This window comes from Vibrio sp. ED002 (genome assembly GCF_023277445.1).
In the GTDB taxonomy this organism is placed as follows: domain Bacteria; phylum Pseudomonadota; class Gammaproteobacteria; order Enterobacterales; family Vibrionaceae; genus Vibrio; species Vibrio jasicida.
Genome location: NZ_CP080239.1, coordinates 1,018,437 through 1,042,171, shown reverse-complemented (window position 1 = coordinate 1,042,171; position 23,735 = coordinate 1,018,437). Strand labels below are relative to the sequence as shown.

Annotated in this window: 22 protein-coding genes and 1 tRNA gene; 13 read left to right on the top strand and 10 right to left on the bottom strand. The window is 44.4% G+C overall.

Annotated features, from left to right (window positions below):
- Positions 1-7 precede the first annotated feature (7 nt).
- Together choW and choV are read left to right on the top strand one after the other, a co-directional pair.
- Positions 8-850, top strand: a complete 843-nt coding sequence (choW, locus tag ITG12_RS21295) for a choline ABC transporter permease subunit (protein ID WP_038880759.1) — start codon at positions 8-10, stop codon at positions 848-850.
- A gap of 1 nt (position 851) precedes the next feature.
- Positions 852-2,036: a choline ABC transporter ATP-binding protein gene (gene choV, locus ITG12_RS21290; protein WP_038880756.1), complete on the top strand. Its 1,185-nt coding sequence runs from the start codon at positions 852-854 to the stop codon at positions 2,034-2,036.
- Positions 2,037-2,197: 161 nt separating this feature from the next.
- Here the strand turns inward: choV and ITG12_RS21285 are convergent, their stop codons facing one another.
- Positions 2,198-2,854: an NAD(P)H-dependent oxidoreductase gene (locus tag ITG12_RS21285; protein ID WP_005452292.1), complete on the bottom strand. Its 657-nt coding sequence runs from the start codon at positions 2,852-2,854 to the stop codon at positions 2,198-2,200.
- Positions 2,855-3,141: 287 nt separating this feature from the next.
- Here ITG12_RS21285 and ITG12_RS21280 point away from each other — a divergent pair, with 287 nt between their 5' ends.
- Positions 3,142-3,546 carry a globin gene (locus tag ITG12_RS21280; RefSeq protein WP_038880754.1) on the top strand — a complete coding sequence of 135 codons (405 nt, stop codon included), beginning with the start codon at positions 3,142-3,144 and terminating at the stop codon, positions 3,544-3,546.
- A gap of 88 nt (positions 3,547-3,634) precedes the next feature.
- Here ITG12_RS21280 and ITG12_RS21275 read toward each other — a convergent pair whose 3' ends face one another.
- Positions 3,635-4,426: a slipin family protein gene (locus ITG12_RS21275; RefSeq protein ID WP_038868031.1), complete on the bottom strand. Its 792-nt coding sequence runs from the start codon at positions 4,424-4,426 to the stop codon at positions 3,635-3,637.
- A gap of 9 nt (positions 4,427-4,435) precedes the next feature.
- Positions 4,436-5,803, bottom strand: a complete 1,368-nt coding sequence (locus ITG12_RS21270) for a nodulation protein NfeD (protein WP_248875022.1) — start codon at positions 5,801-5,803, stop codon at positions 4,436-4,438.
- A gap of 96 nt (positions 5,804-5,899) precedes the next feature.
- On the opposite strand from ITG12_RS21270, the gene ITG12_RS21265 reads away from it, so the two are divergent.
- Positions 5,900-6,166: a hypothetical protein gene (locus ITG12_RS21265; protein WP_104046617.1), complete on the top strand. Its 267-nt coding sequence runs from the start codon at positions 5,900-5,902 to the stop codon at positions 6,164-6,166.
- A gap of 37 nt (positions 6,167-6,203) precedes the next feature.
- Here the strand turns inward: ITG12_RS21265 and ITG12_RS21260 are convergent, their stop codons facing one another.
- The 3 genes from ITG12_RS21260 to ITG12_RS21250 all read right to left on the bottom strand — a co-directional run bounded on the left by ITG12_RS21260 (position 6,204) and on the right by ITG12_RS21250 (position 12,683).
- Positions 6,204-7,871 (bottom strand): response regulator, encoded by a 1,668-nt coding sequence (locus ITG12_RS21260; protein ID WP_248875020.1) that lies wholly within the window; start codon positions 7,869-7,871, stop codon positions 6,204-6,206.
- Positions 7,872-7,938: 67 nt separating this feature from the next.
- Positions 7,939-9,081 carry an EAL domain-containing response regulator gene (locus ITG12_RS21255; protein WP_038868024.1) on the bottom strand — a complete coding sequence of 381 codons (1,143 nt, stop codon included), beginning with the start codon at positions 9,079-9,081 and terminating at the stop codon, positions 7,939-7,941.
- On the bottom strand, positions 9,078-12,683 hold the full coding sequence (locus tag ITG12_RS21250; protein WP_038868117.1) for a transporter substrate-binding domain-containing protein: 3,606 nt from the start codon (positions 12,681-12,683) through the stop codon (positions 9,078-9,080). The genes ITG12_RS21255 and ITG12_RS21250 overlap by 4 nt, the downstream gene beginning before the upstream one ends.
- Before the next feature lie 259 nt (positions 12,684-12,942).
- Between ITG12_RS21250 and ITG12_RS21245 the strand changes: the two genes are divergently transcribed.
- From ITG12_RS21245 to ITG12_RS21220, 6 genes are all read left to right on the top strand, one after another.
- A complete protein-coding gene (locus ITG12_RS21245) occupies positions 12,943-13,917 on the top strand; it encodes a cytochrome c peroxidase (protein WP_248875018.1) in 975 nt (324 codons plus the stop codon).
- The gene (locus ITG12_RS21240) at positions 13,910-16,273 is read left to right on the top strand and encodes an ATP-binding protein (protein WP_038880744.1); all 2,364 of its coding nucleotides are present in this window, start codon (positions 13,910-13,912) and stop codon (positions 16,271-16,273) included. The genes ITG12_RS21245 and ITG12_RS21240 overlap by 8 nt, the downstream gene beginning before the upstream one ends.
- 82 nt (positions 16,274-16,355) lie before the next feature.
- Positions 16,356-16,820 carry an OsmC family protein gene (locus ITG12_RS21235; protein ID WP_038880740.1) on the top strand — a complete coding sequence of 155 codons (465 nt, stop codon included), beginning with the start codon at positions 16,356-16,358 and terminating at the stop codon, positions 16,818-16,820.
- A 253-nt stretch (positions 16,821-17,073) separates the two neighbouring features.
- Entirely contained in the window at positions 17,074-18,084 is a 1,011-nt protein-coding gene (locus ITG12_RS21230) for a DUF2804 domain-containing protein (protein WP_038880737.1), read from the top strand.
- 9 nt (positions 18,085-18,093) lie between these two features.
- Positions 18,094-18,951, top strand: coding sequence for a sterol desaturase family protein (locus ITG12_RS21225; protein WP_038880735.1), 858 nt, complete (start codon positions 18,094-18,096; stop codon positions 18,949-18,951).
- A 103-nt stretch (positions 18,952-19,054) separates the two neighbouring features.
- Complete coding sequence (locus ITG12_RS21220; RefSeq protein WP_038880733.1) at positions 19,055-19,462, top strand: hypothetical protein; 408 nt, start codon at positions 19,055-19,057, stop codon at positions 19,460-19,462.
- Positions 19,463-19,647: 185 nt separating this feature from the next.
- Here ITG12_RS21220 and ITG12_RS21215 read toward each other — a convergent pair.
- Positions 19,648-19,722 (bottom strand) — tRNA-Gly (locus tag ITG12_RS21215).
- Between the two features lie 313 nt (positions 19,723-20,035).
- On the opposite strand from ITG12_RS21215, the gene ITG12_RS21210 reads away from it, so the two are divergent.
- The 3 genes from ITG12_RS21210 to ITG12_RS21200 all read left to right on the top strand — a co-directional run bounded on the left by ITG12_RS21210 (position 20,036) and on the right by ITG12_RS21200 (position 21,836).
- A complete protein-coding gene (locus tag ITG12_RS21210; protein WP_038868008.1) occupies positions 20,036-20,554 on the top strand; it encodes a DUF4136 domain-containing protein in 519 nt (172 codons plus the stop codon).
- A gap of 147 nt (positions 20,555-20,701) precedes the next feature.
- Positions 20,702-21,109 (top strand): hypothetical protein, encoded by a 408-nt coding sequence (locus ITG12_RS21205; RefSeq protein WP_080774292.1) that lies wholly within the window; start codon positions 20,702-20,704, stop codon positions 21,107-21,109.
- 49 nt (positions 21,110-21,158) lie between these two features.
- Positions 21,159-21,836 carry a DedA family protein gene (locus ITG12_RS21200; protein WP_038868006.1) on the top strand — a complete coding sequence of 226 codons (678 nt, stop codon included), beginning with the start codon at positions 21,159-21,161 and terminating at the stop codon, positions 21,834-21,836.
- An 85-nt stretch (positions 21,837-21,921) separates the two neighbouring features.
- Here the strand turns inward: ITG12_RS21200 and ITG12_RS21195 are convergent, their stop codons facing one another.
- The 3 genes from ITG12_RS21195 to ITG12_RS21185 all read right to left on the bottom strand — a co-directional run bounded on the left by ITG12_RS21195 (position 21,922) and on the right by ITG12_RS21185 (position 23,623).
- The gene (locus tag ITG12_RS21195; protein WP_038880731.1) at positions 21,922-22,245 is read right to left on the bottom strand and encodes a hypothetical protein; all 324 of its coding nucleotides are present in this window, start codon (positions 22,243-22,245) and stop codon (positions 21,922-21,924) included.
- Positions 22,246-22,328: 83 nt separating this feature from the next.
- A complete protein-coding gene (locus tag ITG12_RS21190; protein ID WP_042600453.1) occupies positions 22,329-22,745 on the bottom strand; it encodes a hypothetical protein in 417 nt (138 codons plus the stop codon).
- Between the two features lie 236 nt (positions 22,746-22,981).
- A complete protein-coding gene (locus ITG12_RS21185; RefSeq protein WP_038868002.1) occupies positions 22,982-23,623 on the bottom strand; it encodes a murein L,D-transpeptidase catalytic domain family protein in 642 nt (213 codons plus the stop codon).
- Between the last annotated feature and the right edge of the window lie 112 nt (positions 23,624-23,735).

Sequence of the window (23,735 nt, the reverse complement as noted above, 5' to 3'; positions counted from 1 at the left end):
TTTTATTGTGAATTTTATTACGGACAACAAACTTCCGTTGGGTGAATGGATGGAAACAGGCGTGGATTGGTTAACCATGAACGCGTCGGGTTTATTTGATGCTATCTCTATTTTTCTCGAAACCATCATTCTATTCGTGGTGGATATTTTCAAATGGATGCCACCGGCAGCACCTATCATCATGACTGCAGCGATTGCGTGGTTCCTACACCGCAGCATTCCTTTAGTTGTGTTTATCGTGCTGGCGCTGCTGACCATCCTCAACCTCGGCTACTGGCAAGAAATGCTGGAAACCTTTGTTCTCGTCTTCGCTGCGACAACGATTTCCGTATTAATTGGCGTGCCGCTTGGCATCATGGCGGCGCATCGCCCGTGGTTGTATACCTTATTGCGCCCGATACTCGATTTAATGCAGACCGTACCAACGTTTGTGTACCTAATCCCAACATTGGTTCTGTTTGGTTTAGGCATCGTTCCGGGGCTGATTTCTACCATTATCTTTGCCATCGCCGCGCCGATTCGTCTGACTTACCTTGGTATCACCAAAGTGCCAGAAGAGCTGATTGAAGCGGGTAAAGCGTTTGGTGCAAGCCGCATGAAATTGCTATTTAAGGTTGAGCTACCAGCAGCTTTGCCAAGCATTATGGCAGGTGTTACCCAGTGCATTATGTTGTCACTTTCTATGGTGGTGATTGCGGCGCTAGTCGGTGCGGATGGTTTGGGTAAACCAGTCGTACGAGCATTGAACACTGTGAACATTTCCCAAGGCTTTGAAGCCGGTTTAGCGATTGTTTTGGTCGCGATTATTCTCGACCGCCTGTGCAAAGCACCAAACCAAAAGGAGGCATAACATGGACGCAATTACGATTGAAAACCTCGACGTTGTGTTTGGTCAGCAGCAAGAGCAAGCATTGGCGCTTTTAGACCAAGGCAAGTCTCGCCAAGAGATCATTGATGAAACCGGACAAGTAGTTGGCGTCGATAAGGTTTCAATGAGCGTCAAGCAAGGTGAGATCTGTGTATTGATGGGGCTTTCCGGTTCGGGTAAATCTAGTCTGCTTCGTGCCGTTAATGGTTTGAATGAGATCTCTCGTGGCTCACTCAAAATCAAAGATGGCGACGACATGGTAGAGCTTGCTAACTGTGACGAGCAGACTCTGCGTAACTTGCGTACTCACCGCGTTTCTATGGTGTTCCAAAAGTTTGCGCTGATGCCGTGGTTAACCGTATTGGATAACGTGGCGTTTGGTCTTGAGATGCAGGGTATTGGCAAAGCGGAACGCCGTAAAAAAGCACGCGAGCAACTAGAAATGGTTGGGCTAATCGAGTGGGAGAGTAAGTTCCCGCATGAGCTTTCAGGTGGTATGCAGCAGCGTGTAGGTTTGGCTCGCGCCTTTGCTATGGATACCGATATCTTACTAATGGATGAACCGTTCTCCGCGCTCGATCCTCTGATTCGTGCTCAGCTTCAAGATGAATTGATTCAACTGCAAGAGAAGCTCAATAAGACGATTTTGTTTGTGAGCCATGACCTAGATGAAGCGCTGAAAATCGGTAACAACATTGCCATTATGGAGTCAGGAAAACTGATTCAACACGGCAAGCCTGAGCAAATCATCCTTGCGCCAGAAAACGACTATGTAGCAGATTTTGTGGCTCACACTAATCCGCTCAATGTTTTGAAAGGTCGTTCATTGATGCAAGCCAGTACCGAGCTTAAGCAGCAGAATGACCGCGTATTGGTGTGTGCAGATAAGCAGATTTGGGTCGAGCAAGAGCCGAAAGGTGTCACGCTGGTGGATTCCGATAAGTCATTGGTGAATTGGGAAAGTGGTTCAACTACACTAGACGACATTGGTGAAAGCACGGTTGTTCAAGCTAACCCAGACATCAGCATGCGTGAGGCGATTGAACTGAAGCAACGCAGTAACCAACCTATCTTGCTAGTAGAAGAGAACAAGTTAGTGGGCGTATTGAGTGATAACGAGTTGTACGATGCGCTGCTTGGTAACTTTAGGTCCAAGCAAGTGGCGTAGTTGTCTCTTATATCAAAACGTTTGTAGATTCCCCCTTTGCAAAATAAAAAAGAGCCGTACTCTTAGACTGGAAACTAAGAAGTACGGCTCTTTCAATTTGAACAATGATTTAGATAGCTAGGTTCTAGGCTAGGAACCAAGGACCTAGGAGACGATACTCATTAAAGAGTAGTAATTACGTCATCCATGTGTAGACGTGCTTTTGGTAGACCGTGGTTGTAGTCTTCGCCGTCTTTGTGGTAACCGATTGCTAGTGCAACTTCACATACGTGACCGTCTAGTTCTGCTTTAAACTCTTCGCCGATCAGTGTTGGGTCAACACCTTCCATTGGAGTAGAGTCGATACCTAGACGCGCTAGTGTGTGCAGTAAGTTACCAAGTGCGATGTAAACTTGCGCTTTCGTCCAGCCGCCGTTGTAGCCGTTCTCATCTGTGTTTGCTTCAGCAAATGCGTAAGCACCCATGAACATGTCGTACATGTCTGCTGGTAGGTGACCAGAAGTTACTTCAGCATCAACACGCTTCGCAAATTTCTCTTTAGTGAATTTTGGATCGTACGCTAGCAGAATAGTGTGAGACGCTGCTTTAGCGTGCGGTTGGTTGAATTGGTGCATGTTAGCAAACGTGTCGTGGAAACGCTGTTTCGCTTCGTCGCTCTCAATTACGATGAATTTCCAAGGCTGAGAGTTGATAGAAGACGCAGATAGGCGGATTGCTTCTTTGATGATTGCCATATCTTCTTGAGAGATGCGTTTCTCTTCGTCGTATTTTTTAGCTGTGTAACGGTTGTTTAGGTCTGTAATGATTTGATGAGACACGTTTATATCCTCTTAATATTATTAGACAAATGAGGATGCGCTTAGCATCGACAACCATGCGTACCTCGAAAGTGAGTCCATAATATCGACTTTTATCGAATTGATAATACGTGTTTCGTTTAAATCACTTTCTATTTTTTATTGAAAATCGAATTTGAACGGCTATCAGGCAGGTTAGCATTCTCCGCACGCCGACGTTCAGAAACCGCAGAACCCACCAATGAGCTTGGTAGTATTATTAAATTACATTCATAATGAAAATAGATAAGTTGGTTGGAGGCTAGGGGATGAACGTAATCGAAGTTTTTAACGACAGCTATGAACGCTGTGTTACCCATGAGGACTTCTTTGATTTGTTCTACGAGAACTTTTGGTCGAAAGGCGAAAACTTCAGACAGAAGTTCGATGGGGTGGACATGAAGAAGCAAATCCGGATGCTTAAAGGGTCTATCGTGTTTGTGATGATGGCAGACACCTCTACAGACGCTCGTGACATGATGCGGAAATACGGGCACAAGCACGGGCATAATAATATTGGCGTCGCCCCTGAAGATATCGATGTCTGGTTTGAAAGCCTGTTAGAAACCGTCGCCCAATGTGATCCTGACTTTGATGAAAGGGTGGAGCACGCTTGGCGTCACTGCTTTGAAACAGGATTGGCAATTATGAAGAAAGAATGCACCGATGCTTAAGTTCAATCAATGTTGAATTCGTAAAGGGAGTAGAACACAGCTACTCCCTTTTTCCTTTTTCTACTTGCCTCTATAGAGGCTACTAGGCTTACTCTTTCCCCTCTTCCGATTCTCCCTGATTCTTCTTCACCGCCTTGGCGATATCGGAGACCGCTTCGACGAGATTAATCGGCATCGGGAAGATAATGGTCGATGTTTTGTCTGTGGTGATTTCAGTGAGCGTCTGCATGTAACGAAGCTGTAATGCGTTCGGTGCTTTATTTAGCATCTCTGCTGCTTCTCTGAGCTTGTTAGAGGCTTCTAATTCACCTGTCGCGTGTATGATCTTCGCGCGACGGTTACGTTCTGCCTCGGCTTGACGGGCGAGGGCGCGCACCATGCTGTCGTTCAGATCAACGTGTTTCACCTCAACCGTTGCTATCTTGATACCCCAATCGTCAGTTTGCTGGTCGAGGATGGATTGCAGGTCTTTGTTGAGGCGCTCACGTTCAGAAAGCAACTCATCCAGTTCATGCTGACCAAGCACCGAACGCAGCGTTGTCTGTGCTAACTGGCTGGTGGCATCGCTGTAGCTTTCAATGTTGTTGATCGCCATTTGTGGGTCGACAACTCGAAAGTAAACCACGGCGTTGACTCTGACTGATACGTTGTCACGGGTGATCAAATCTTGAGTCGGAACATCTAATACGATGGTACGTAAGTCGACACGAACCATTTGTTGAATGAAAGGGATTAAGATGATCAAGCCCGGTCCTTTTACTTCTTGGAAGCGACCGAGGAAGAACACCACGCCGCGCTCGTACTCACGCAGCACCTTGAACATTTGCGTTGCCAGTGCAACCAATAAAACAATGATAACGGCAACAGTGTAGAGCATCATAAGCGCCTCCTATTCCTTAGGGCGGTCACTGGGTTTCACGGTTAGGGTCAACCCTTTTATGGTTACCACGGTGACGTGGTCTCCTTGTTTGAGCTGTGCATCAGCTTTGGCTTGCCACAAAGCACCATCCAGTTGGACAAACCCAGTTCCATCAACAAAATCATCGCTCACAACAGCGAGTTTGCCCGGGTAGGTTTCGAGTCCAGTGGTGGCTTTTTTACTGCGAATTCTGAGCAACAAGCCAACGGTAATCACAATTAATCCGGCAGAGAAAACAGCGATACCAATGATTAGTGGCAGAGCGATTTGGAAACCAGGGATGTCGCTGTCCATTAGGAAGATGGAGCCGAGAACAAATGCAACGACGCCACCTAAGCCGAGTATGCCAAAGCTCGGGTTAAAGGCTTCAGTAATCATCAGAGCAATACCGAGCAGCAGTAACCCTAAACCAACGTAATTCACTGGCATCATTTGTAGAGCATACATAGCGAGTAATAGGCATATTCCACCGAGCACACCAGGCAAGCCAATGCCGGGGTTGTAAAACTCTAGAAGCAAGCCATAAATACCAATTAGCATCAGGATATAAGCCACGTTGGGGTTGGTGATCACCGCCAACATTTCTGCACGCCAGTCCGGGACGCGCTCCACCCAAGTTGGGTTATCTAACGCCAGCTTAAACGGTTTGCCGTTGAGTTTGACTTCGGTGCCATCAATCGTTGAAACCAAGTCTTCCGGTGAGTTGGCTATGAAGTCGATGACGTTGAGTTCTAATGCTTCGGTGGCATCCAAACTAGCCGCCATGCTGACCGCTTTTTCTGCCCACTCGGCATTTCTATCGTGCAATCGCGCTAAGCCTTTGATGTACGCTTTGGCATCATTAATGACTTTCTTTTCCATTGCGGTTTTGGCAGGGACTTCGTCCGAGGCTTTTTCTGTGGATTCCGGTTGTGAATCTGTTGAATCTTTACCTTCGTCTGAAGACGGCTGTTGTGGTGCGCCACCCAAGGCAACGGGAGTCGCGGCTCCTAAGTTAGTGGCTTCTGCCATCGCAGCGACATGACTGGCGAGCAGAATGTACGTGCCTGCGCTGGCTGCCCGAGAGCCTGACGGACCAACCCAAGTTGCAATGGGGACGGAAGAGGTGGTGATGGCGTGAATGATGTCCCTCATTGAGCTATCAAGTCCGCCCGGTGTGTCCATTTTTAGGATGACGAGGTCAACGCCGTTTTGTTGAGCTTCTTCAATCTCTCGCGACAGATAATCGCTCAGGGCAGGACCAATCGCACCTTTTACAGGCAATACCCAAACGGTGTTCGCTAGCGCTTGGCTGGCAAACAAGAGTAGGGGAAGAAGCCACAATCGTATCTGTTTCATACAGCCCTCCTTGTGTTACCACTGGGACTTATTGAAAACACCATTTAAAGTATAGATACGAGTGGATGAGAGGATGGATTTATCCTTTGCACCCAAATGTATAAGCAAATGTACAAAGGTGGGACGTTCGCTGTGTTACACACTTTCTCACGTAATCTGGGTTTCCATGCGTTGTGGTTCGTAATAAAACCAGTAAACTGCGAAGAATCAACGACACTCAGACAAGAAGATAAGTTGGAAATTATGATGTTAATTGCGATTCGATTGGTGAAGCTTGCCGTTATCTGTGCAGTGTTCTTCACTATCTACGATTTGATTGCGTTCGGTGAGGTGACTTGGATTAACCGTTTCTTCAATCTGTAATCCGAAATGAAAGGGGCATCGCGCCCCTTTTTGCTGTCTAATTTGTCAGTTCTGTCTGTGAAGGTGGTGTGTTCACCACGGACATCTGCTGACATCGATCTTGAGCTAGGAAAAGAAACTTGTCGTAACCGCTTCTTTCTAGTTCTTCGCTAGAGACAAGTTGTTTAACGATGTTATCGCACTTCTTGATTAGGATCTCGACTTGCAGTGCGTTCTTATTGGTTGGCCATGCACGAGTCAGCACCTTGATGATGTTGATACACACAGTACGCAGTAAAGGGCAGTGTGCTTGTAACTCAATCAAGGCATCAATGAGAGATTGATAATCTTGTTCTGCCGCGCGGATCTTTTTGTATTGTTCCTGCATCCACGCCTGTCGCTCAACATTGTCCGTTTCCAATGAGCGGCCAAGCGTAATTTTACTCGACAAAATGGTATCACTAGAATCGGTTTGTAAGTTCTCAAAACACCATGTGATTGCATGAGTAAACTCGGATTCAAAGTTCATTTCATGTAATAGCCACGCGAGATGAAACTGTGCGTAAAAATGCGCGAATGGTTTGCGGTGATATAAATCACTGAGCACTTTAAACGCTGCTACATATTGGTTCTCTTCAATCGCGATATGTGCCGCAATCAAATCCAATTCATTTTTTAATGCTTTATTTTTCGGCCCAGACATGACGGATTTGAACAAGTTCTTTGCTTGAGCCAATAAGTCTTCTCTTCCCTCGAGTTTGCGTGCGCAATAAAGAAGGATTCGAATCAGGTTTAACTTTGCGTAGGTATTGTTTCTGTAAGTATCTTTGTTGATTTCCATGTATACATGGTAATGCATTAGAGCAGAATGATAGTCATGCTCAGCTAAGCATAAATTTACGATGACAAGTTCGCGTTCCGAGTTTCCCTCAACCAAACTGCTTGCAAGCTCCAAATGTTTGATCGCAGTTGGCACCTCACGGTTAAGCATTGTGTAGTTTGCTGCACATTCGCGGACTTCAACGTTGTTCGGAGACTCCTCTAACAAAGCGAGTACTATTCTTTTTGCCTCGTCTGCTTCACCCAGCGCAACCATGGTATTTGCCAAACCAATCTTTGCCCAATTCACGTCTTTACGCTCAATCACTCGTTCGTAAACGTGTTTGGCTTCTTGGTGTAGTTTGAGGCGTGTTAGAAAGTCAGCACGAAACTTCTCAATAATGAAGAAATATTCGGGATTAAATGGTGTTAACTCATCGCAGGCCTCTAACCCTGAGCGAGCATCGTTTTTGAGTTCAGCCTCATAGAGTGCGCGCAAAGTGACTTTACGCTTTATTGCGGCTGAAATACGTTCTCTAAGCGTTATGGAATTAAAAGGTTTGAGCAGGTATTCGTCGGGTTTAAGCTCAATGATGGCACGCACGATAGTGGCAGAGCTCTCACCAGTAACAAGGATAAACACCGTGTCATGGTTCAGCAATTTGAGGTGTTTTAGCTCTTCGAAAAGCTGCTTGCCATTCATACCCCGACCGAAGTTGTAATCACAAATAATGAGATCGATGTGCTCTTTGTGCGCAATCGAAATTGCCCCTCTTGCTACGCGTGCTGTAAAGATACGTTTATCCGAAAAGCCAAGTTTAGTCAGCATGTTACGAAGAGTAAGGACGACAATAGGCGCATCGTCAACGATCAGGATATTGTATTCAGAGAAAGATTTACTGCTCATTTCTTTATGTAATCGTCTAATGGTTTAAACAAAGCTGCTGGTTCGTCAGCAGCAATGAACAAAGGCGTTATACAAGCTTCTTTAAGGCTTCAAGTGGTATCGCTTTAGAAGCGACAAATCCCTGATACAAGTCCACTCCTAATTGATTCAAGTAGTGCAAGGTATCTTCGTCTTCGACCCCTTCTGCAACCGATTTTAAGCCCAATGACTTCGCCAGTTGCAGGCTTGAAATGGTTAATTGTTGGCTCTTGAAATTGGACAAAGAATTGCTGATAAATTGTCGATCAATTTTGAGCTCGGTGTACGGTAAGACCGCCAACTGACTTAATGATGAATAACCCGTCCCAAAATCATCAATAGCTAAACCAACGCCACGTAAACGTAAATTAGCGAGGTTGGCCAACGAGATCACACCTGAGTCGTAAACTTCATCTTCCGTCAGTTCCAAGGTGATGCGTTCAGGGGCAACGCCATAGTCAGTACATAAAGCAAAAAAGCGTTCACTCATAGGTTCCCTGAGTGATTTCTGGTTCATGTTGACCGATAAATGAATCGCTTTACCCAAATGTGCGATATCACGTAGTGCTTCTTGAAGCACGAGCCAAAATAGACGATCGAGTTCGTTGCGTTGGTTTATTTGATCCAAAAATGCAACAGGGGCAAGCAAGCCATGCACCGGATGATGGCAGCGAACCAAGGCTTCTACACCAACCAGCGTGTTGTCGTCTGTGGTGTATTGAGGTTGGTAATAGTTTTCAAACCAACCGTTATTAAAAGCCTGCTCAATCTCTTCATTATTGAGTTGAATCTGAGGTCGCTTTACTTCCGATTGCTGCATCTGTTTTTGAAATGCAGTTACAATCTCGTGTAACTGTTCAAAAGAGATGGGTTTGGTCATGGCACGCACAAATACGTAATTGGCGGATAAACACATGTTGTAAGTGATCTCGACAATGTCTTTGCTCATCGCACTTAATATCACCACACCCTTTGGTTTGATTTCCTCAGACAATGTTGAGAGTAAGTTGATACCATTTAAGTCGGGCAGGTCAATATCGCAAATCATTAGGTCAATGTTTCCGCCAGCACACACTTCTGACACTTTTGAACCGCTATGGACTAGGCTCACTTGTCCGTCAACTAAGCGGTTTGCCAAAATCTTTAAATTTGTTGCTTGTAAAATGTCGTCTTCAACAATCAACACGTTCATTTATTGCTCTCACAAAGCGTTAGCCATTGTTTAGTGATGGCTACAATCGAATTCATTTCTTGCAGAAGGGCATGTTTCGCCTGTACCTCCTGCGGTGTGCCAATTAACGTTTCACACTGTTTGGCCAAGTTTTGTAGCGGGTTGAGATTTAATGCTGCCGCCGAGCCTTTAATACGATGCGCTACTGATTTTAAGCTTTCTTTGCCTGATTCAATCAGCTCGATGTCGCTAGATAGTGCATCACAAACCACTTGAGCCATTTCGATACTCTCTTCTTGGTTATAAGCACTTAGCCACGCGCTTCTTGCTTCTTCTGTGATTTCCAATGCCAAATATTGTTCACACAAGTCACGTAGGTCATCCAAGCTATAAGGTTTGAATAATACTTCTTCTATACCAAACTCTCTTGCTCGTTCCACGACATTCCTTGAGTTTTCCGCGGTACAAGCGATGACAGGGATATGTTTCAGCGAGTTGTTTTGTTTGAGTGTTTGAGTTAACTGATAGCCGTCCATTTCTGGCATATGGCAATCAGTGATGATCAAACTGACTGGCGTTTGTTGTGTATCATCGTGAATGGCACAAAGCTGTCGTAACGCTTCTGTACCGCTTTTCGCTACATCACAGGCAATCCCAAGTCGTTCAAACTGTCTTTTGAAAAGTAATCGGTTGATCACATCATCATCAACGACAAAAACTCGTCCCTTCCAGTCTTGTCCTGGCCGCTCTTCAAGGGCGTCGTAAACCATCGAACTCGTGTCCAGCTTTTGGTGAATCAAGTCGGGGTAGATGCTGCTGTAGTTTGAATCAGCTTTGATCTCGTGATGTCGCATTTCAAATTCATCCAAGGTGACTTGCCAACACTCTAGCCATTTCTGAATGTACGCATTTTCAGTGTAAACAGGGCCAAGTCCGGTTAATTCAAGTGCCTCGCTTTTCAGTGGTAGTTGGATATATACCGTTGTTCCAATTTCGGGTTGGCTCTCTACTTCGATATGTCCGGCCATTATCTTGACTAAGCTGTATACGATAGACATACCAAGCCCTGTTCCACCGAAGCGACGACTGACACTTTTGTCTCCTTGAACAAAAGGTTGGAAAAGAGAAGCCAACTGACTGTCATTCATTCCGCAGCCACTGTCGGAAACCGACAACTTCAACGCGTCTTGTTCAATATTTAAACTGACCGTGATGTGGCCCTGTTCAGTGAATTTGACTGCATTGCTTAGCAAGTTGTTCATAATTTGATTGACGCGCAACCAATCAAGCTCAACAAAAGCATACGGGCTTGGCGTCCATTTCACATGGAATGCTAGGTCTTTTTGTTCTACGACTTTTTCAAAGCTGCGCAACATTGGCCCAAGTTCTTGGTAACTGTTTCCGACTTGAATGTCTAACTGCAACTGGTCTGCATCGATTTTTGAAAAGTCCAAAATATCGTTCACATGCAACTTTAAACGCTCAGCCGATAGCATGGCGTTCCTAAGCAATTCTTTGCTTTCTCGTCGTTTTAACTCGGGTTCTAGGAGCTCCATTAAGCCCAACATTGCTGCAATTGGCGTTCTTAGCTCATGGCTTACGACGGCGAGGAAATGATCTCGTGCTTCAATCGCTTGCATTGCTTTGATGTTTGATTCTTTAAGCGCGCACTGTTTTTGTTTTAACTCAGTAATATCGTCAAATACCGTCATTTGATATTGCACCCCATCATACGGATGAATTAGGTGTTGGCGACGAACCCTGAAGTGCTGTTTCCCCAATTGAAAAACAGGCGTGCCTGACGCATCTGACAATGGGTATTCCTTGTCTTTTAACTGCTTCAAAAAGTAAGCGCGTTCAGGCTCCGCAATGCTGATGTCTGAATTACAACGATTAAGCATATTAAGGAACGGCTTATTCGCCAGTACCTGTTTATGGTCGTCGTCAGAAATCAAAATCATATTTGGGATATGGTCCAGAACCGAAGACAGCCATTGGTTTTGACGTTGTCGGATTTGGGTCTCATATTCCTTGCGGCGAATCTTTCGCGTGAGTTCGCCAGTTCTGACGATGTAAATGATCGCGGCAAGCAGCAAAACACATGTGCCAACCAGCGCCCAAATCGCTACGATTTCTTTGTCAAAACCGTAATTCACTGTCACCTTGTTATGGCGATCTTTCAATTGCTCCAACTCTGCGTCTGTGGTGATCTTTAAGACGGTATTTAAGACTCGACGCAGAAATTCTGAGTCTTTTCGTAACTCCATGCCTAGTTTTATCTTTAGTTGAATATCGATGGGCGGCGTTGCAGCTTTGAACTTGACCCCTTGTCCTTCATAAAAATGATTGTCGATTAAGTTTTGATTGACGAAGGCGTGCGAAACCTCACCATTTTCGAAGGCTTCCATTAGGTAATCGAAATCACGATACACAGATGAATACTCATAAGAGGAGTAATCTAAAAAGTGCGGATAAAAATTACCTGAGCGGTCCAAAATCGCAACAGCATCACGTGCGTACGAATTGAGTGACTCAATATAGCCGTATTGTAGAAAGCCCAAGGATCTTGTTGTGATAAAGCGCTTCTTGTCGGTTAACGCAATATTACGAGCAGGGAGTAAATCGACGATACGTTCCTCCAACATCAAATCCACATCACGACCGTTAGGTGGAACATACTCAAATTTAATCATGCTCTTTTGCTCCATTAACTTTAGCAAATCATGAACATAGCCTTTAATTTGACCTGTTTCCGGATCTAGATAAGAAAGGGGATAGACATTATCTTGGATCGTGTAACGAACCGTCTGATGACCTTGCTGCTGTTCTAGAATATCGAGCATTAATTCGTTGTGTAGAATATTGATATTGGCTTCGATATGAACCCGGCTGTGTTTAGACTCTTTGGAGTGTGAAATATACTTGGAAACGATCGACATCAACTGTTTAGACTGTTTCGCCGTAAAGATCGTAACTTGTCCGGGCGCCAAAGCGCTATCGTAAACCACTTTTCCGATCAGTTCGCCTTTAGGGTTTTTAAATCCATAAGAGTTTAAGGTCGATAAACCAACCACTGCAGCATCGGCTGCGCCAGTATTCAAAGATGTAGTCATCATCATGGTATTACGAACCGTATGAACGTGTTCGAATCCCAAAGCTTCGATTTGGTCGCAAGCGCTGGAGTCTTTTACACATACCCACTTTAATTCGTGTAGAGGTTTACTCTCTAGTTCGATGTCTCTGAGCCAAACCAAGCGAAGGGTTTGGAAAATCGGGGCAGAATACAAAAAGCGCTCGGCACGTTTTTTAGTTGCGACAAAGCCAACAGTGAGATCGATATCTCCTGCTTCTAGCGCATCGAACAAAGCATTAAGGGTTCGGTAGGGAACGTACTCGGCTTCCACATTCAAATCATGCGTCATGGTTTCTGCATATTCGATGTTGATGCCTTCTTTTGAATCAAGATCGCCCCAATAAGGCAGCCAATCGCCTTCTAAAACGCCGACTTTTATTCGTTGTTGAGTTTCGAGAAACTTCCTGTCTTCCAGAGTAAGGAAATCACTGCCTAATGCACTGAACGATAGGGTAAAAAGTAACATTGCAATCGATGCGATTTTTTTCACTATTTTTGTGTGTCCGATCACGAAATTCAAACCGAAAGGGGAACGGATAGTATAGGTTTTCACCAAATCCATCCAATCAAGGTTGTTTATCTTGTCGACAACGCACGCTTGATACTGCCTAACAGGTAAGTAAAGGTATTGGGGGTACAAACAATCAATGGGTTATGAGGGCAGGCTCAATATCCCTATCTCTAGTAATGGAAAAAAACGGAAAAGCAACTAAGTTCATATTAAGGGGCTGGGTAAGGATACTCTTAATATGTATAAAAGGCTTACCACTAAAGGGGTGTGTGGATGTTTATTAGCATTAATCAGCGCTTCATTTTATGCGGGCGGGACGTTAGCTAAACAAGACTTACAATTGGTGAAGCCGATTGAGGGAGAGCCGAGTATCGATATGGATTTTGCTCGTGTTGGTTGGCAGCTTTTTCGTGATCCAAAGCTCTCTTCTAATGGTCAAATCAGTTGTGAAACTTGTCATGATTTACAAACGAATGGCGCGGAACCTAGTGCGGTTTCAACTGGTGTAAACGGTTTAGGTATTCGCAATTCTATTACTGTATTTAATGCGTCTCTTAATTATCGCTTTTTATGGGACGGTACCGCTAATTCACTCATGGCGCAAATCGATGGGCCGGTATTAAACCCGCTAGAAATGGACTCGAATTGGAAGGACATTGAGCAATACGTGAAAAGTGATTCAACCTACAACGCATTGTTTAAACGGGCGGATGGGCGAGAGATTACCATACGAAACATCAAAGGAGCGATTGTTGAGTTCCTGAAAGCTTTACAAACTCCTAGCTCGCCTTTTGATTCTTATCTACTAGGTTATTCCCATGCCCTTGATGAGCAGGAGATTCGAGGATGGCAAACTTTCCAAGAAGTAGGATGTGTGCAATGCCACCAAGGTAAAAACGTCGGTGGTGCGATGATTCAACGGTTTACTTACTTCCAAACGCCAGATGTTGATTTAGACACAGGACGTCGTTTAAGGACGACAGATGGAGAAGACAAGTTCTATTTCCGTGTTGCGAGCTTGCGAAACGTCGGCCAAACCAGCCCTTATTTCCACAATGGCAAAGTCGACAAACTCTCCGATGCTATTCAGATTATGTCTCAAACTCAGTTAGGCGTGACCATGAGTGATGAAAAGGTGGCAGACATCGAAGCGTTTCTCATTGCATTAACCGCCCCAAGGCCTTCGATTTTGGAGGTGTTTGAAAATGAGTAAGTTCAGAATACTTAACGTACTACTTTTTGTGATCATTGCCGTCATGATGGTATTAGCGTACATGACTCATGTGAACTCCAAAAATACTCAAGTTCTACATGCTTCTTTGTCTGAGATTGGTCATCACTTAATTGAAGAGCGGGACACGGTCGTTAATCGTTACCAGACCAGCTCAAGGAAGGACTACGAGATTACGCAAAATCTCGTCGAGTTGGAACTTGCCGCGGAGCAATTGGGTGAAGATTTTGAACAATCTATTTGGTTTAATTTCACCTCAACAAAGAACAGAGTCAAAAATATCCTTGTTCAGTTTGATGGAAAAGTGCGTGAGGCCACCCAGACACTGGATATGTTGATAGGGGTTCAGGTCGCCAATCAATATGAACTGCTGGCGCTACACAACATTTATAAGGATCAATTCGGGGCGGATACTCAGGACGTTTGGCTTGAAGAACACTACTTTGACTTTCTTACTAATGCTGCGTTGCAAGGGGACAACCCAGAAAGTCAGAACATATCGTTATTTTTGAATCGTCTACGTCAAAGTGAACGTAAGATTGAGTTGCTGACCAACAAAATATTAGAAGGTCACTATTTTGAATTTGTTGAGTATTCCGAGCATCAACTGTTGGAATTTGTTCAGCGTGAAGCACGTTTGACGTGGTTTCTTGTCTTGCTCTCTATCGTCTTACTCGTGGCGGTGTTTGTGCTGCAAACTCAACACCGTGTGAATAAGCTCAAACATCTCAATGATGATTTAACGGAAGCGACAGATAAAGCGGAACGTGCAGCAAAAGCTAAATCACAATTCTTGGCAACCATGAGTCATGAGTTGAGAACGCCGATGAATGGTGTTTTAGGAATATCTCAGATCATCGCGAGCGAGACTCAAGAGCCTAAGACCAAAGAGCACGTTCAGGTCATTCTTGACTCTGGCCAGCACTTAATGACCATTCTGAATGATATTTTGGACTTTTCCAAAGTAGAAGAGAATAAGCTGGATTTGGAAGAGGCTCCTTTTAATCTGTCGCAAGTTTTAACACCAGTATGCAGTGCAATCCAGCCTCTAATTGAAGAAAAGAACATACAGCTGTTTATTGAAAATGAAGTGCCCGATCAGGTCGAATTTCAAGGTGACTGTGCCCGTATTCGCCAAATCTTATTTAATTTGGCGGGTAATGCGGTGAAGTTTACTCATGACGGACACGTATTGATTCGTTCAGAGCTGGATCAAGAAAGAAGGCGTCTGGTGCTCTCTGTGAACGATACGGGCATAGGTATTCCCGCAGACAAGCAAGATCGCATCTTCAACTCCTTCGAGCAAGCCGATACGTCTACCACTCGTAAGTTTGGTGGTACAGGCCTTGGTTTAGCGATTGTGAAAAAAATCACCGAACTTATGGGCGGTGAAGTCAAAATCAAGAGCGTTGAGGGAATAGGCACCCAATTCCTTGTTGATATTCCCATTCCCTGGGAAGAAAAGTCGGAATTCCAACCAGAGCAAGCGAAGGAGGAGTCGAAGGGAGAGAGCAAAAGCAACCTTCGTATATTGTTGGCGGAAGACAATCGGGTTAATGCGATTGTCGCAAAAGGCTTTTGTGAGAAGTTAGGGCATACGGTAGAAATCGCTGAAAACGGTTTAATAGCCACGAAGAAAGCACAAGAAAACCAGTATGACCTGATCTTGATGGACAATCATATGCCAGAAATGAATGGTATCGAAGCCACGCGTTTCATCCGAGAAAATCTAGGGGTGAGGACTTTACTGTTTGCTTACACCGCCGATGTATTTAGAGAGGCTCATGATAACTTTATTGAAGCCGGTGCTGACCATGTATTAACCAAGCCGTTGCAACGTGAGAGCTTTACGGATGCGTTGAAGCAGTTTTCTTCACGTTTACCTGTTCAAACAATTGGGGAGGCTGAACAATCCGAGAATGTCGTTCAACTGCATCGCGAGCCAATCGAAAAGCTGCGCTTAACAGAGGAAGAGCTTACCCACTCAGATACGATTGAGATCTTGAGAGAGGAGCCTGAAGCGCTGATGGATTTGTTGAAAAGCATCGTTTGCGATTTTGAAGCCGCCGTTGATGAGCTAATTGAGTTCTTTATGGTCGAAGATTTAGATTCACTTCATAGTACCTTACATACAACGAAAGGCATGGCATTGAACCTAGGGCTTGATACCTTGGCAAATCAAGCATTAGAAATTGAAACGCAGGTAAAGAATCGACAAACCCCTGAGATTGAACAGTTGCAAAAACTGATTAACCGGCTGCAGGTCAATGTTCATCAAGGTCAACGTTTGATTGAAAAATCGAGATCGCAAATCAATGATTCCAACCAGGTGATATGAATACTTTATGCACCCCTCATTTAGGTTGTGACTGAATCTATGAGTATGTTTTACTGAGGACTCTTGATTACAAGGAGCCGTTATGAGCCAGCACACCGCACGAATTAAATGGCAGCGCAATGTTGATGAAATCTTCAGTGACAACCAGTACAGCCGTGCCCATATATGGGAGTTTGATGGAGGATTACAAGTACCCGCGTCTCCCTCTCCTCATGTTGTCCCTTTACCGTTTTCGGTAGAAGAGAATGTTGATCCAGAAGAAGCTTTCATTGCCGCACTTTCGAGTTGCCACATGCTGGTCTTTCTTTCTGTAGCGGCAAAGCGTCGTTATGTGGTGGATGCTTATATCGATGAAGCGATGGGTGAGCTTGCTGTTGGCGAAAATGGCAAGGAATGGGTTTCCAAAGTGGTGCTTAAACCAAAAGTCGTATTTTTAGGTGAGAAACAACCAACACGCGAGCAGCTAGAAAAAATGCATCATATGGCACACGAGCATTGTTTTATTGCGAACTCGGTGAAAACGGAAGTGACGACTGAAATCATTTAAAACACTCAATGCCGCGATACTCTCTCGTCATTTCAGTTCAAAATGAAAGAGTGCCGAAATAGCTTTGCTTTTCGTCGCTTTTGATTTAGCTGAAAGCTCTAATAAACGGTATTTTATGCTCGATATGAGTGACTGGTTTCACATTTTAGCTCATTTGAAGCCGAGAACTGAACCAATGTTGTGCAGTGGCGCAAACTGTTTATTGTTAAATTAATGTTAATATTGAATGGTGTGTCATTGATTAATAGCGAGCATGGATGTGCAAACGCCTTTGAATCCCTTTATTCAAGCGAATGGATTACCTCAATTTGGTCATTTAGCATCGATTCCCGAATCACTTCAGTTGGGTTCGTTTCAATATCTTAATGAGATGGACCAGCCTGCATCGAATTGGCGAAAGCGATTCGACTATAAACAGTTCCAGTTCGTCTCGATCGTGACAGAGAAATACATCATTGGTGTGGCGATTGCCGATATTCGCTATTTGGCATCTGGCTTTTGCTATGTGTTTAACGCAGAAACCCATGAACTGGTGGAGCAGCAGTGGCTAAAGCCGCTCAACATGGGCTATCAAACACAGCCTTCAAGTTGGAACAGTCAAGCCTATCTCGCTAATGATGCCATTCAATTCAAGATTGAAAATGGACTCTGGCACATACAGCTTTCAACAGACCTTATTCAAGCTGACTTGAGGTTAAAACCTGAGTCAGAAAGCTTGCCTTTGATGCTCTGCACACCAACCGCGTATTCAGGTTGGACCTACACCCAAAAACACAACGTGCTCGCTGTCCAAGGTGAAATGAGTGTGAAAGGGCAACCACAAGATCTAACCAACGCAGTCGCTGGGTATGACTTCTCTGCTGGGTATATGCGGCGGGAAACCAGTTGGCGATGGGCGAGCATTAATCATCACAGTGAAGACAAACGGATAGGGCTGAACTTTGCTGCTGGAGTTAACGAAACCGGGTATTGTGAAAACGTGATTTGGATTGATGGTGAACGGCATTTGATGCCACCTGTACAATTCGATTTTTTTCGCATGCATCAAGAAGCGTCATGGCGAATTACGTCACAAGACCAGCGCGTCGACTTGATCTTCAAACCTAAAAATCAGCGCTCAGAGAAAAAGAATTTCTGGTTTTTGAAGAGTAACTTTCGTCAGTTTGTCGGCTACTTTTCTGGCTATTTGATTGATGGCAATGGCATTAAACACGAACTTGATGAGGTGATGGGACTCACCGAAGATCACTACGCGAAGTGGTAGGAAGAGACGATGGAATGGTCACGAATTACTGAACACCCTGATTTATTATTGATGCTGCTCGCACCGATCTTTCTCCTTTGCATTGCCGCAGAGTATTGGATTGGGCAGCGAGGGGGTAAGTTACATGAAAGCGCACGCTACTATTTGCCTGAAGTTGTATGTAACTTTGTCCTTGCAAGTCTGCACCAAGCTACTGATATTCTGACTGGGTTGCTGATCGCTAAGCTCTATCTTTGGTGGTTTGGTTGGCGGTTATTTGATATCGAAATGACGGTATCGACGTTTTTACTTTTAATGGTCTTGCAAGACTTTTTCTATTACTGGTTCCACCGAGCAAGTCATCGTATCCGTTGGATGTGGGCGGCACACGTGGTGCACCACAGTTCAGAGCGCATGAACTTCAGTACCGCATTTCGTCAAAGCCTGATGTACCCATTGGCCGGCATGTGGTTGTTTTGGGTGCCACTGGTCATTATTGGTTTTGATCCTAAGTGGGTAGTGTTTGTTGTTCTGCTTAATCTCGGTCTGCAATTCTTTGTTCATACCCAGTCGATTCGTTCTCTTGGTCCTTTAGAATGGGTCTTCAATACGCCATCTCATCACCGTGTTCATCATGGTGTGAATCGTCAATATATCGATAAAAATTACGCTGGCGTGCTGATCATCTGGGATCGCATGTTTGGTACATTCGAGCCAGAAGTTGAAACGGTTCGTTATGGCATCTCAAAACCTGTTAACAGCTTTAATCCTATTACCGTGACGTTTGCGGAATGGAAAGACATGTTCAAAGAAGTGACTCGTCCTAATTTATCTTGGCGTCAGCGTTGGCGGTGTTTGTTTGCGCCTCCGTCTGACACCCTGGAATAGCCGTTTCTTATGATTAACTAAACGCCATACTATTTATTCTTGACAGTGTTCGGTAATGTTGTTTTAATGCGTACGGTGTTTTGTAAGTTTTAAGGAACGGACGGTGACATTTAATCGAGTTTTCTCAATTGTAACGATGACCGCCGCTATGCTCGGCTCTGGGTACACATACGCAGCAACTGCTTTTAGTGCCGAACAGCTGTGTAAAGCAGGGTTAGCACTGGCGATAGATAAGCAGCCCCGCGGGATTAAAACGGCGGGAACGTCAGGTCATCGTATTTTGCTGGCTTTGAAAAATGGTAAAAATGATTGGGATTACCGCTGCACGGTAAATCGTCAAAATCGTACGTTAAAGATTGACGCTAAAGACTTGAAGCGAAATGACGAATACCTCGCTCAAGCAATACGTTATCGCGTCAATGAAGGGAAGCGATCGGTCGAAGTCACCATGAAGAAACGCGCTGGTGGCGGGCTGAAAAACGACACGTTCACGACACTTCAGTTGGATTAACCCCAAAGATATGGGGAACATTATAACGAAGACACGCCCCTGTATTTTGCAGGGGCTTTTTTATGCCTGCAGTTTTAGGTAGCAAATACAAGAGATCGATTACAGCCGCAGCATGATAGCAGTGAAGTACGAATTTAAAGGATAGTTTTGGAAATTTGAGAAAAAGACTAGCTTAAGGGAAAGCTTGGAGCGGGCAGCGGGAATCGAACCCGCATCATCAGCTTGGAAGGCTGAGGTAATAGCCATTATACGATGCCCGCGCATCGATAGGACAGTTCCAATATGCCACATTAACGACAAAAGAAAAGTCTTTTTTGATCAATTGGTTGCTCAATGCGTAAATAACTCTCAAATTGCCTATAAAGCGTTCGATTTGTTGCTTTTACAGTCGTGGCGGAGCGCTCTTCTTAAACTCAATCGGGCAGAATTTTCGTCTGTTCTCGCTTTCTATTGTTTCTCGAATTTGAACACTTGGCAATCATGGTCAAGACTAAATGTTGAAATGATTCAATTTTTTCCCAGTTGCAATAAATGAAGGCCGATAAATACGGCAAAATAGAGAGGAGAATGAGTATGTGGAAAGGTTTATTGGCGGCGTCTTTCGTGTTTATGATAACGGCCTGTACAACCGTGACGACCGACGTCGATAAACAAGCGGATTTTTCATCCTACAAAACGTTTGATTTTGGAGAACAATCAGAGGCTCCAACAAGCCTAGATGCTCGTCGTATTGAGCAAGGTCTTGCTTCTCAATTGGAAGCGAAAGGGCTATCACAAGTAAAAAATGGTGGTGACCTTTATGTGCACCACGACATCATCAAAGAATCGGAGCTCGTTTCTTCTGGTTCCTCTTTCAGTGTGGGTTACGGCTGGAACAGTTTTGGCGTTGTAACCTCAAGTCCTGAGCGTTACAAAGAAAAGAAGTATGGCAAGTTAGTGGTGGAGTTAGTCGATACCAAAGCGAATCAAGTGGTATGGAAAGGGGTATCAAGCCGTAAACTTACGGAGTCGATGAGCACTGAAAAACGTGAAGAATTGATTTCGGAAGAAGTGACAAAAATGTTTGAAAATTACCCGTATGGTAAAGATTAAGCGACTATTAAATAAAGGTTAAATGGACATCAAATTGCCCTAGCAAAGGTTTGCAAAACTCTCTTTTTATTATCGATTGAGAATTTAGATTGCAAATTGGCACGCATGGAGTTAAAACAGCGTATCGTTGTGGTTTAGGTGAATTCTGTGCGTGCTTATCTAGTCTGTGTGTTAGGGCTTTTTGTTGCGCTGATGGCTTTTGAATTGAGTCAGGAACAACCGTCACCAAAACTTTCCCATGCGATTGCTTTTACTTCTTCTCTTACCAAAGGCGAAGCCCATCTTGAGGAAGTCCCTTTCTCTCCAAGGCGCAAAGTCACGGCAAGTTTACTCAGCCGCAATGCATTGCGAGTTAATCATTCTAATTCGACCACAGATAATGATGAGCTCGATGTATTGCCCGCGCGTTGGTTAACGGTATCGACAGAGTCTACGAATCGTTTTCTTTCGGCCTTTGTTTCCCCAATCCTACGAACTATTTATCCTCGTTCAAAGTATCGAATTGGAGGTCGGCAAGAATCGAACCTGATTTACCGCTTCATGCATGCGAGGTAGTGCCTAATCGTCTGTTTTCGCAAATTCGTTATGATGTTTAGGAGTATTTATGTTTGATTCAATTGTTCAGGTGTTACTTGCGCTTTGGCACCAAGATTTCACGGCTTTAATGGCCCCAGGCAGTGCAGGGCTGATTTACTTTGTTGTTGCAGCACTTATTTTCTTAGAAAGTGGCTTTATTCCAGCCGCTCCATTTCCATGTGATAGCGTGGTGGTTTTGTCCGGCACGTTAGCTGCGGTAGGTGTGTTAGATCCTGTCGTCATTATGCTAGTGATTGTTGTGAGTGCGGCAATGGGCAGTTGGGCGGCCTACCTGCAAGGAAAGTGGTTAAATCGCTTGCCGAAAGTACAGGGGTGGGTGAATGCTGTGCCAGCGAAACGTTTGGAACAAGTTGACGTGCTCTTAGGCAAACACGGATTGATTGCACTGTTTTGTGCACGTTTTATTCCTGTAGTTCGCTCTTTACTTCCATTGATGATGGGGCTTCGCGTGAATCGCGTGAGTAAATTCCATTACTTTGCATGGCTGAGTGCCATCTTGTGGACGTTGTTACTATGTGGTTTGGGGTTGCTGTTGCCATTACTACCAGAAAAGCTCAACAAGATTGTGACGATGGGATTAATGGCTGCTCCTGTGATTACATTGACCATCGCTATCATGAGTTTTGTGTTGGTAAAAGTTCGCAAGGCTTGGAGCAAATCAAAAACAACTCCACAACTGCCATAATTGTTCTGGTAAGAAATTTGAAAAGCAAAAAAGGCGCTGTGATAGCGCCTTTTTCTGTATATACATTGCTTGCAACGAGCGCGAATCAGTAACCGATATTGTAAAGGTATTCGCCTGCTTCCTTACACTCGGTTTTGTAGAACTGTTCCATCTTCGTTTCATCCATGCCTTGTGCTTTGAACTCAGTCTCCGCAGAAGAAAGTTGGCTGAATGTATAGCCGCGCTCAGCCATGAGATAGTGTCTAAACATCGCTCTATGCTCTGGCACGGCATTACGAGCATTCGAAGCGTTCGCACATTCTAGAAGCGCTTCATTAGTCATTTGTTCTGGTTTTGATGTCTCACTTGCTGATGTTGTGAATGAAGCAAGTGCTAAAGCCATAGCGGCGGTGATTGCGAATCTTTTCATTGTAAGGATCTCGAGTTAATTCAATGGATAGATGAGATCATCCTTGGCTAACACTGACGCATTCCTTCTTTAAGTCAGTGAAGTCAAACGGCGAGCATAGATTCGCGGCCGTGTTTGAAAACGTACAACAAGTTTGCTTGTTTCCACCCTGATAGGTGAAAAGGAAGTTTGCCGTCTAAAGCATTGTCATCTGGGAGAGGCGTTGCTTTTAATGCGATAGCCAACAACGGCGGAGACAAAAACGCGACGAGTAAGTGGTAGTCAGGTTTGATGTTTAATGGCAACTCACCGTCATCGCCCGAATTTCTTCGACAAGGCAATAGCCCAAGAAAGTCACGTTTTAAAAAGCGAAAGTAACCGTCTTTCCCCCAGGAACTATCGCTATGCTTTTCAAGAAAAGGAGCTTTTAGCGATGCGTAATCTTGCTGACTGAGTTTAGCGAGTTTTTGTGATGTATTGAAATTCTGAGTCGAAACATCATGTGCGTGTGCGGCAACCATTTGCCCTGAGAATAGAGCAAGTGACAATAACAGCATAAGACGAAATAGATGACGCAAAACGAACCCTACAACCTCACCAAAACGAAACCTAATGGACCTAGTGCTACTGGTAAAGAGGACCGCACGAGGTCAATGATTGCGTATACTAACCAGATGCTGAGAAGATGAACAGTTTTTTATGACCAATAAAAAAGGGAGCGAATCCGCTCCCTTTCTTGAAGATAGATAAACAACGACTAAGCACTTGCGTAAATGACGCTGCCGCCTTTAATGGTATCGATGATTTTGCGTGAGAGTTTCTGTGGTAGGGCTGGACATCCCCAACTGCGGCCAAGGTACCCATTCTTTTGGATAAAAGAAGGGTTCGCATAGTCTGCGCCATGAACCACAATGTAGCGCTCACGTGCTTTATCGTTCACGCCTGATGTCAATCCGTCAAGACGAAGTGAGTAACCGTTAGAGCCATAATAAGTCGTGTCAGTTAAGAATGTACCCAAAGACGTCTTACGAGAGTTTACGACGTTCGAAAACTTGGTTGCTGTTTTCTTACCGCTGTTCACTCCATGAGAGACATAGGTGTTGAAGATCAGCTTCATTTTATCTAAGTCGACCACATAAAAGCGCTTTTCAGTAGATGGTTTACTGTAGTCGATAATAGTAAGAAGCGATTTCTTACGATCTGGGGTTTTCTTGTAAGCCAAAAATGCATCATTGAATAATTTGTAATCAATGACTCCGCTTAGATTGGCCTGCTTATAGGCTTTTTCAACCAGTTGTTGAGTGGCTTTGGTTTCTGTTTTTGTGCCAGAGTGATGAGCAAAGGCAAATGGCGAAACAGAGAGCGATGTCCATATCAATAATAAAAATAGCTTTTTCATTTGTACTAAATAAAACTCTTGGTGTAGCAAATTCAGCGATTGCGTCTTGCAATCGTTAATACAGCATGCACATCAATTTAATTCTATTCTCAACGTTTCCTATTATGCGTAG

Excerpts from the sequence above, each read along its gene's own strand:
- choV (WP_038880756.1), top strand. The coding sequence starts at position 852 with ATGGACGCAATTACGATTGAAAACCTCGACGTTGTGTTTGGTCAGCAG.
- ITG12_RS21280 (WP_038880754.1), top strand. The coding sequence starts at position 3,142 with ATGAACGTAATCGAAGTTTTTAACGACAGCTATGAACGCTGTGTTACC.
- ITG12_RS21275 (WP_038868031.1), bottom strand. The coding sequence starts at position 4,426 with ATGATGCTCTACACTGTTGCCGTTATCATTGTTTTATTGGTTGCACTG.
- ITG12_RS21270 (WP_248875022.1), bottom strand. The coding sequence starts at position 5,803 with ATGAAACAGATACGATTGTGGCTTCTTCCCCTACTCTTGTTTGCCAGC.
- ITG12_RS21265 (WP_104046617.1), top strand. The coding sequence starts at position 5,900 with ATGTATAAGCAAATGTACAAAGGTGGGACGTTCGCTGTGTTACACACT.
- ITG12_RS21260 (WP_248875020.1), bottom strand. The coding sequence starts at position 7,871 with ATGAGCAGTAAATCTTTCTCTGAATACAATATCCTGATCGTTGACGAT.
- ITG12_RS21255 (WP_038868024.1), bottom strand. The coding sequence starts at position 9,081 with ATGAACGTGTTGATTGTTGAAGACGACATTTTACAAGCAACAAATTTA.
- ITG12_RS21245 (WP_248875018.1), top strand. The coding sequence starts at position 12,943 with ATGTATAAAAGGCTTACCACTAAAGGGGTGTGTGGATGTTTATTAGCA.
- ITG12_RS21240 (WP_038880744.1), top strand. The coding sequence starts at position 13,910 with ATGAGTAAGTTCAGAATACTTAACGTACTACTTTTTGTGATCATTGCC.
- ITG12_RS21235 (WP_038880740.1), top strand. The coding sequence starts at position 16,356 with ATGAGCCAGCACACCGCACGAATTAAATGGCAGCGCAATGTTGATGAA.
- ITG12_RS21230 (WP_038880737.1), top strand. The coding sequence starts at position 17,074 with ATGGATGTGCAAACGCCTTTGAATCCCTTTATTCAAGCGAATGGATTA.
- ITG12_RS21225 (WP_038880735.1), top strand. The coding sequence starts at position 18,094 with ATGGAATGGTCACGAATTACTGAACACCCTGATTTATTATTGATGCTG.
- ITG12_RS21210 (WP_038868008.1), top strand. The coding sequence starts at position 20,036 with ATGTGGAAAGGTTTATTGGCGGCGTCTTTCGTGTTTATGATAACGGCC.
- ITG12_RS21200 (WP_038868006.1), top strand. The coding sequence starts at position 21,159 with ATGTTTGATTCAATTGTTCAGGTGTTACTTGCGCTTTGGCACCAAGAT.
- ITG12_RS21195 (WP_038880731.1), bottom strand. The coding sequence starts at position 22,245 with ATGAAAAGATTCGCAATCACCGCCGCTATGGCTTTAGCACTTGCTTCA.
- ITG12_RS21190 (WP_042600453.1), bottom strand. The coding sequence starts at position 22,745 with ATGGTTGCCGCACACGCACATGATGTTTCGACTCAGAATTTCAATACA.
- ITG12_RS21185 (WP_038868002.1), bottom strand. The coding sequence starts at position 23,623 with ATGAAAAAGCTATTTTTATTATTGATATGGACATCGCTCTCTGTTTCG.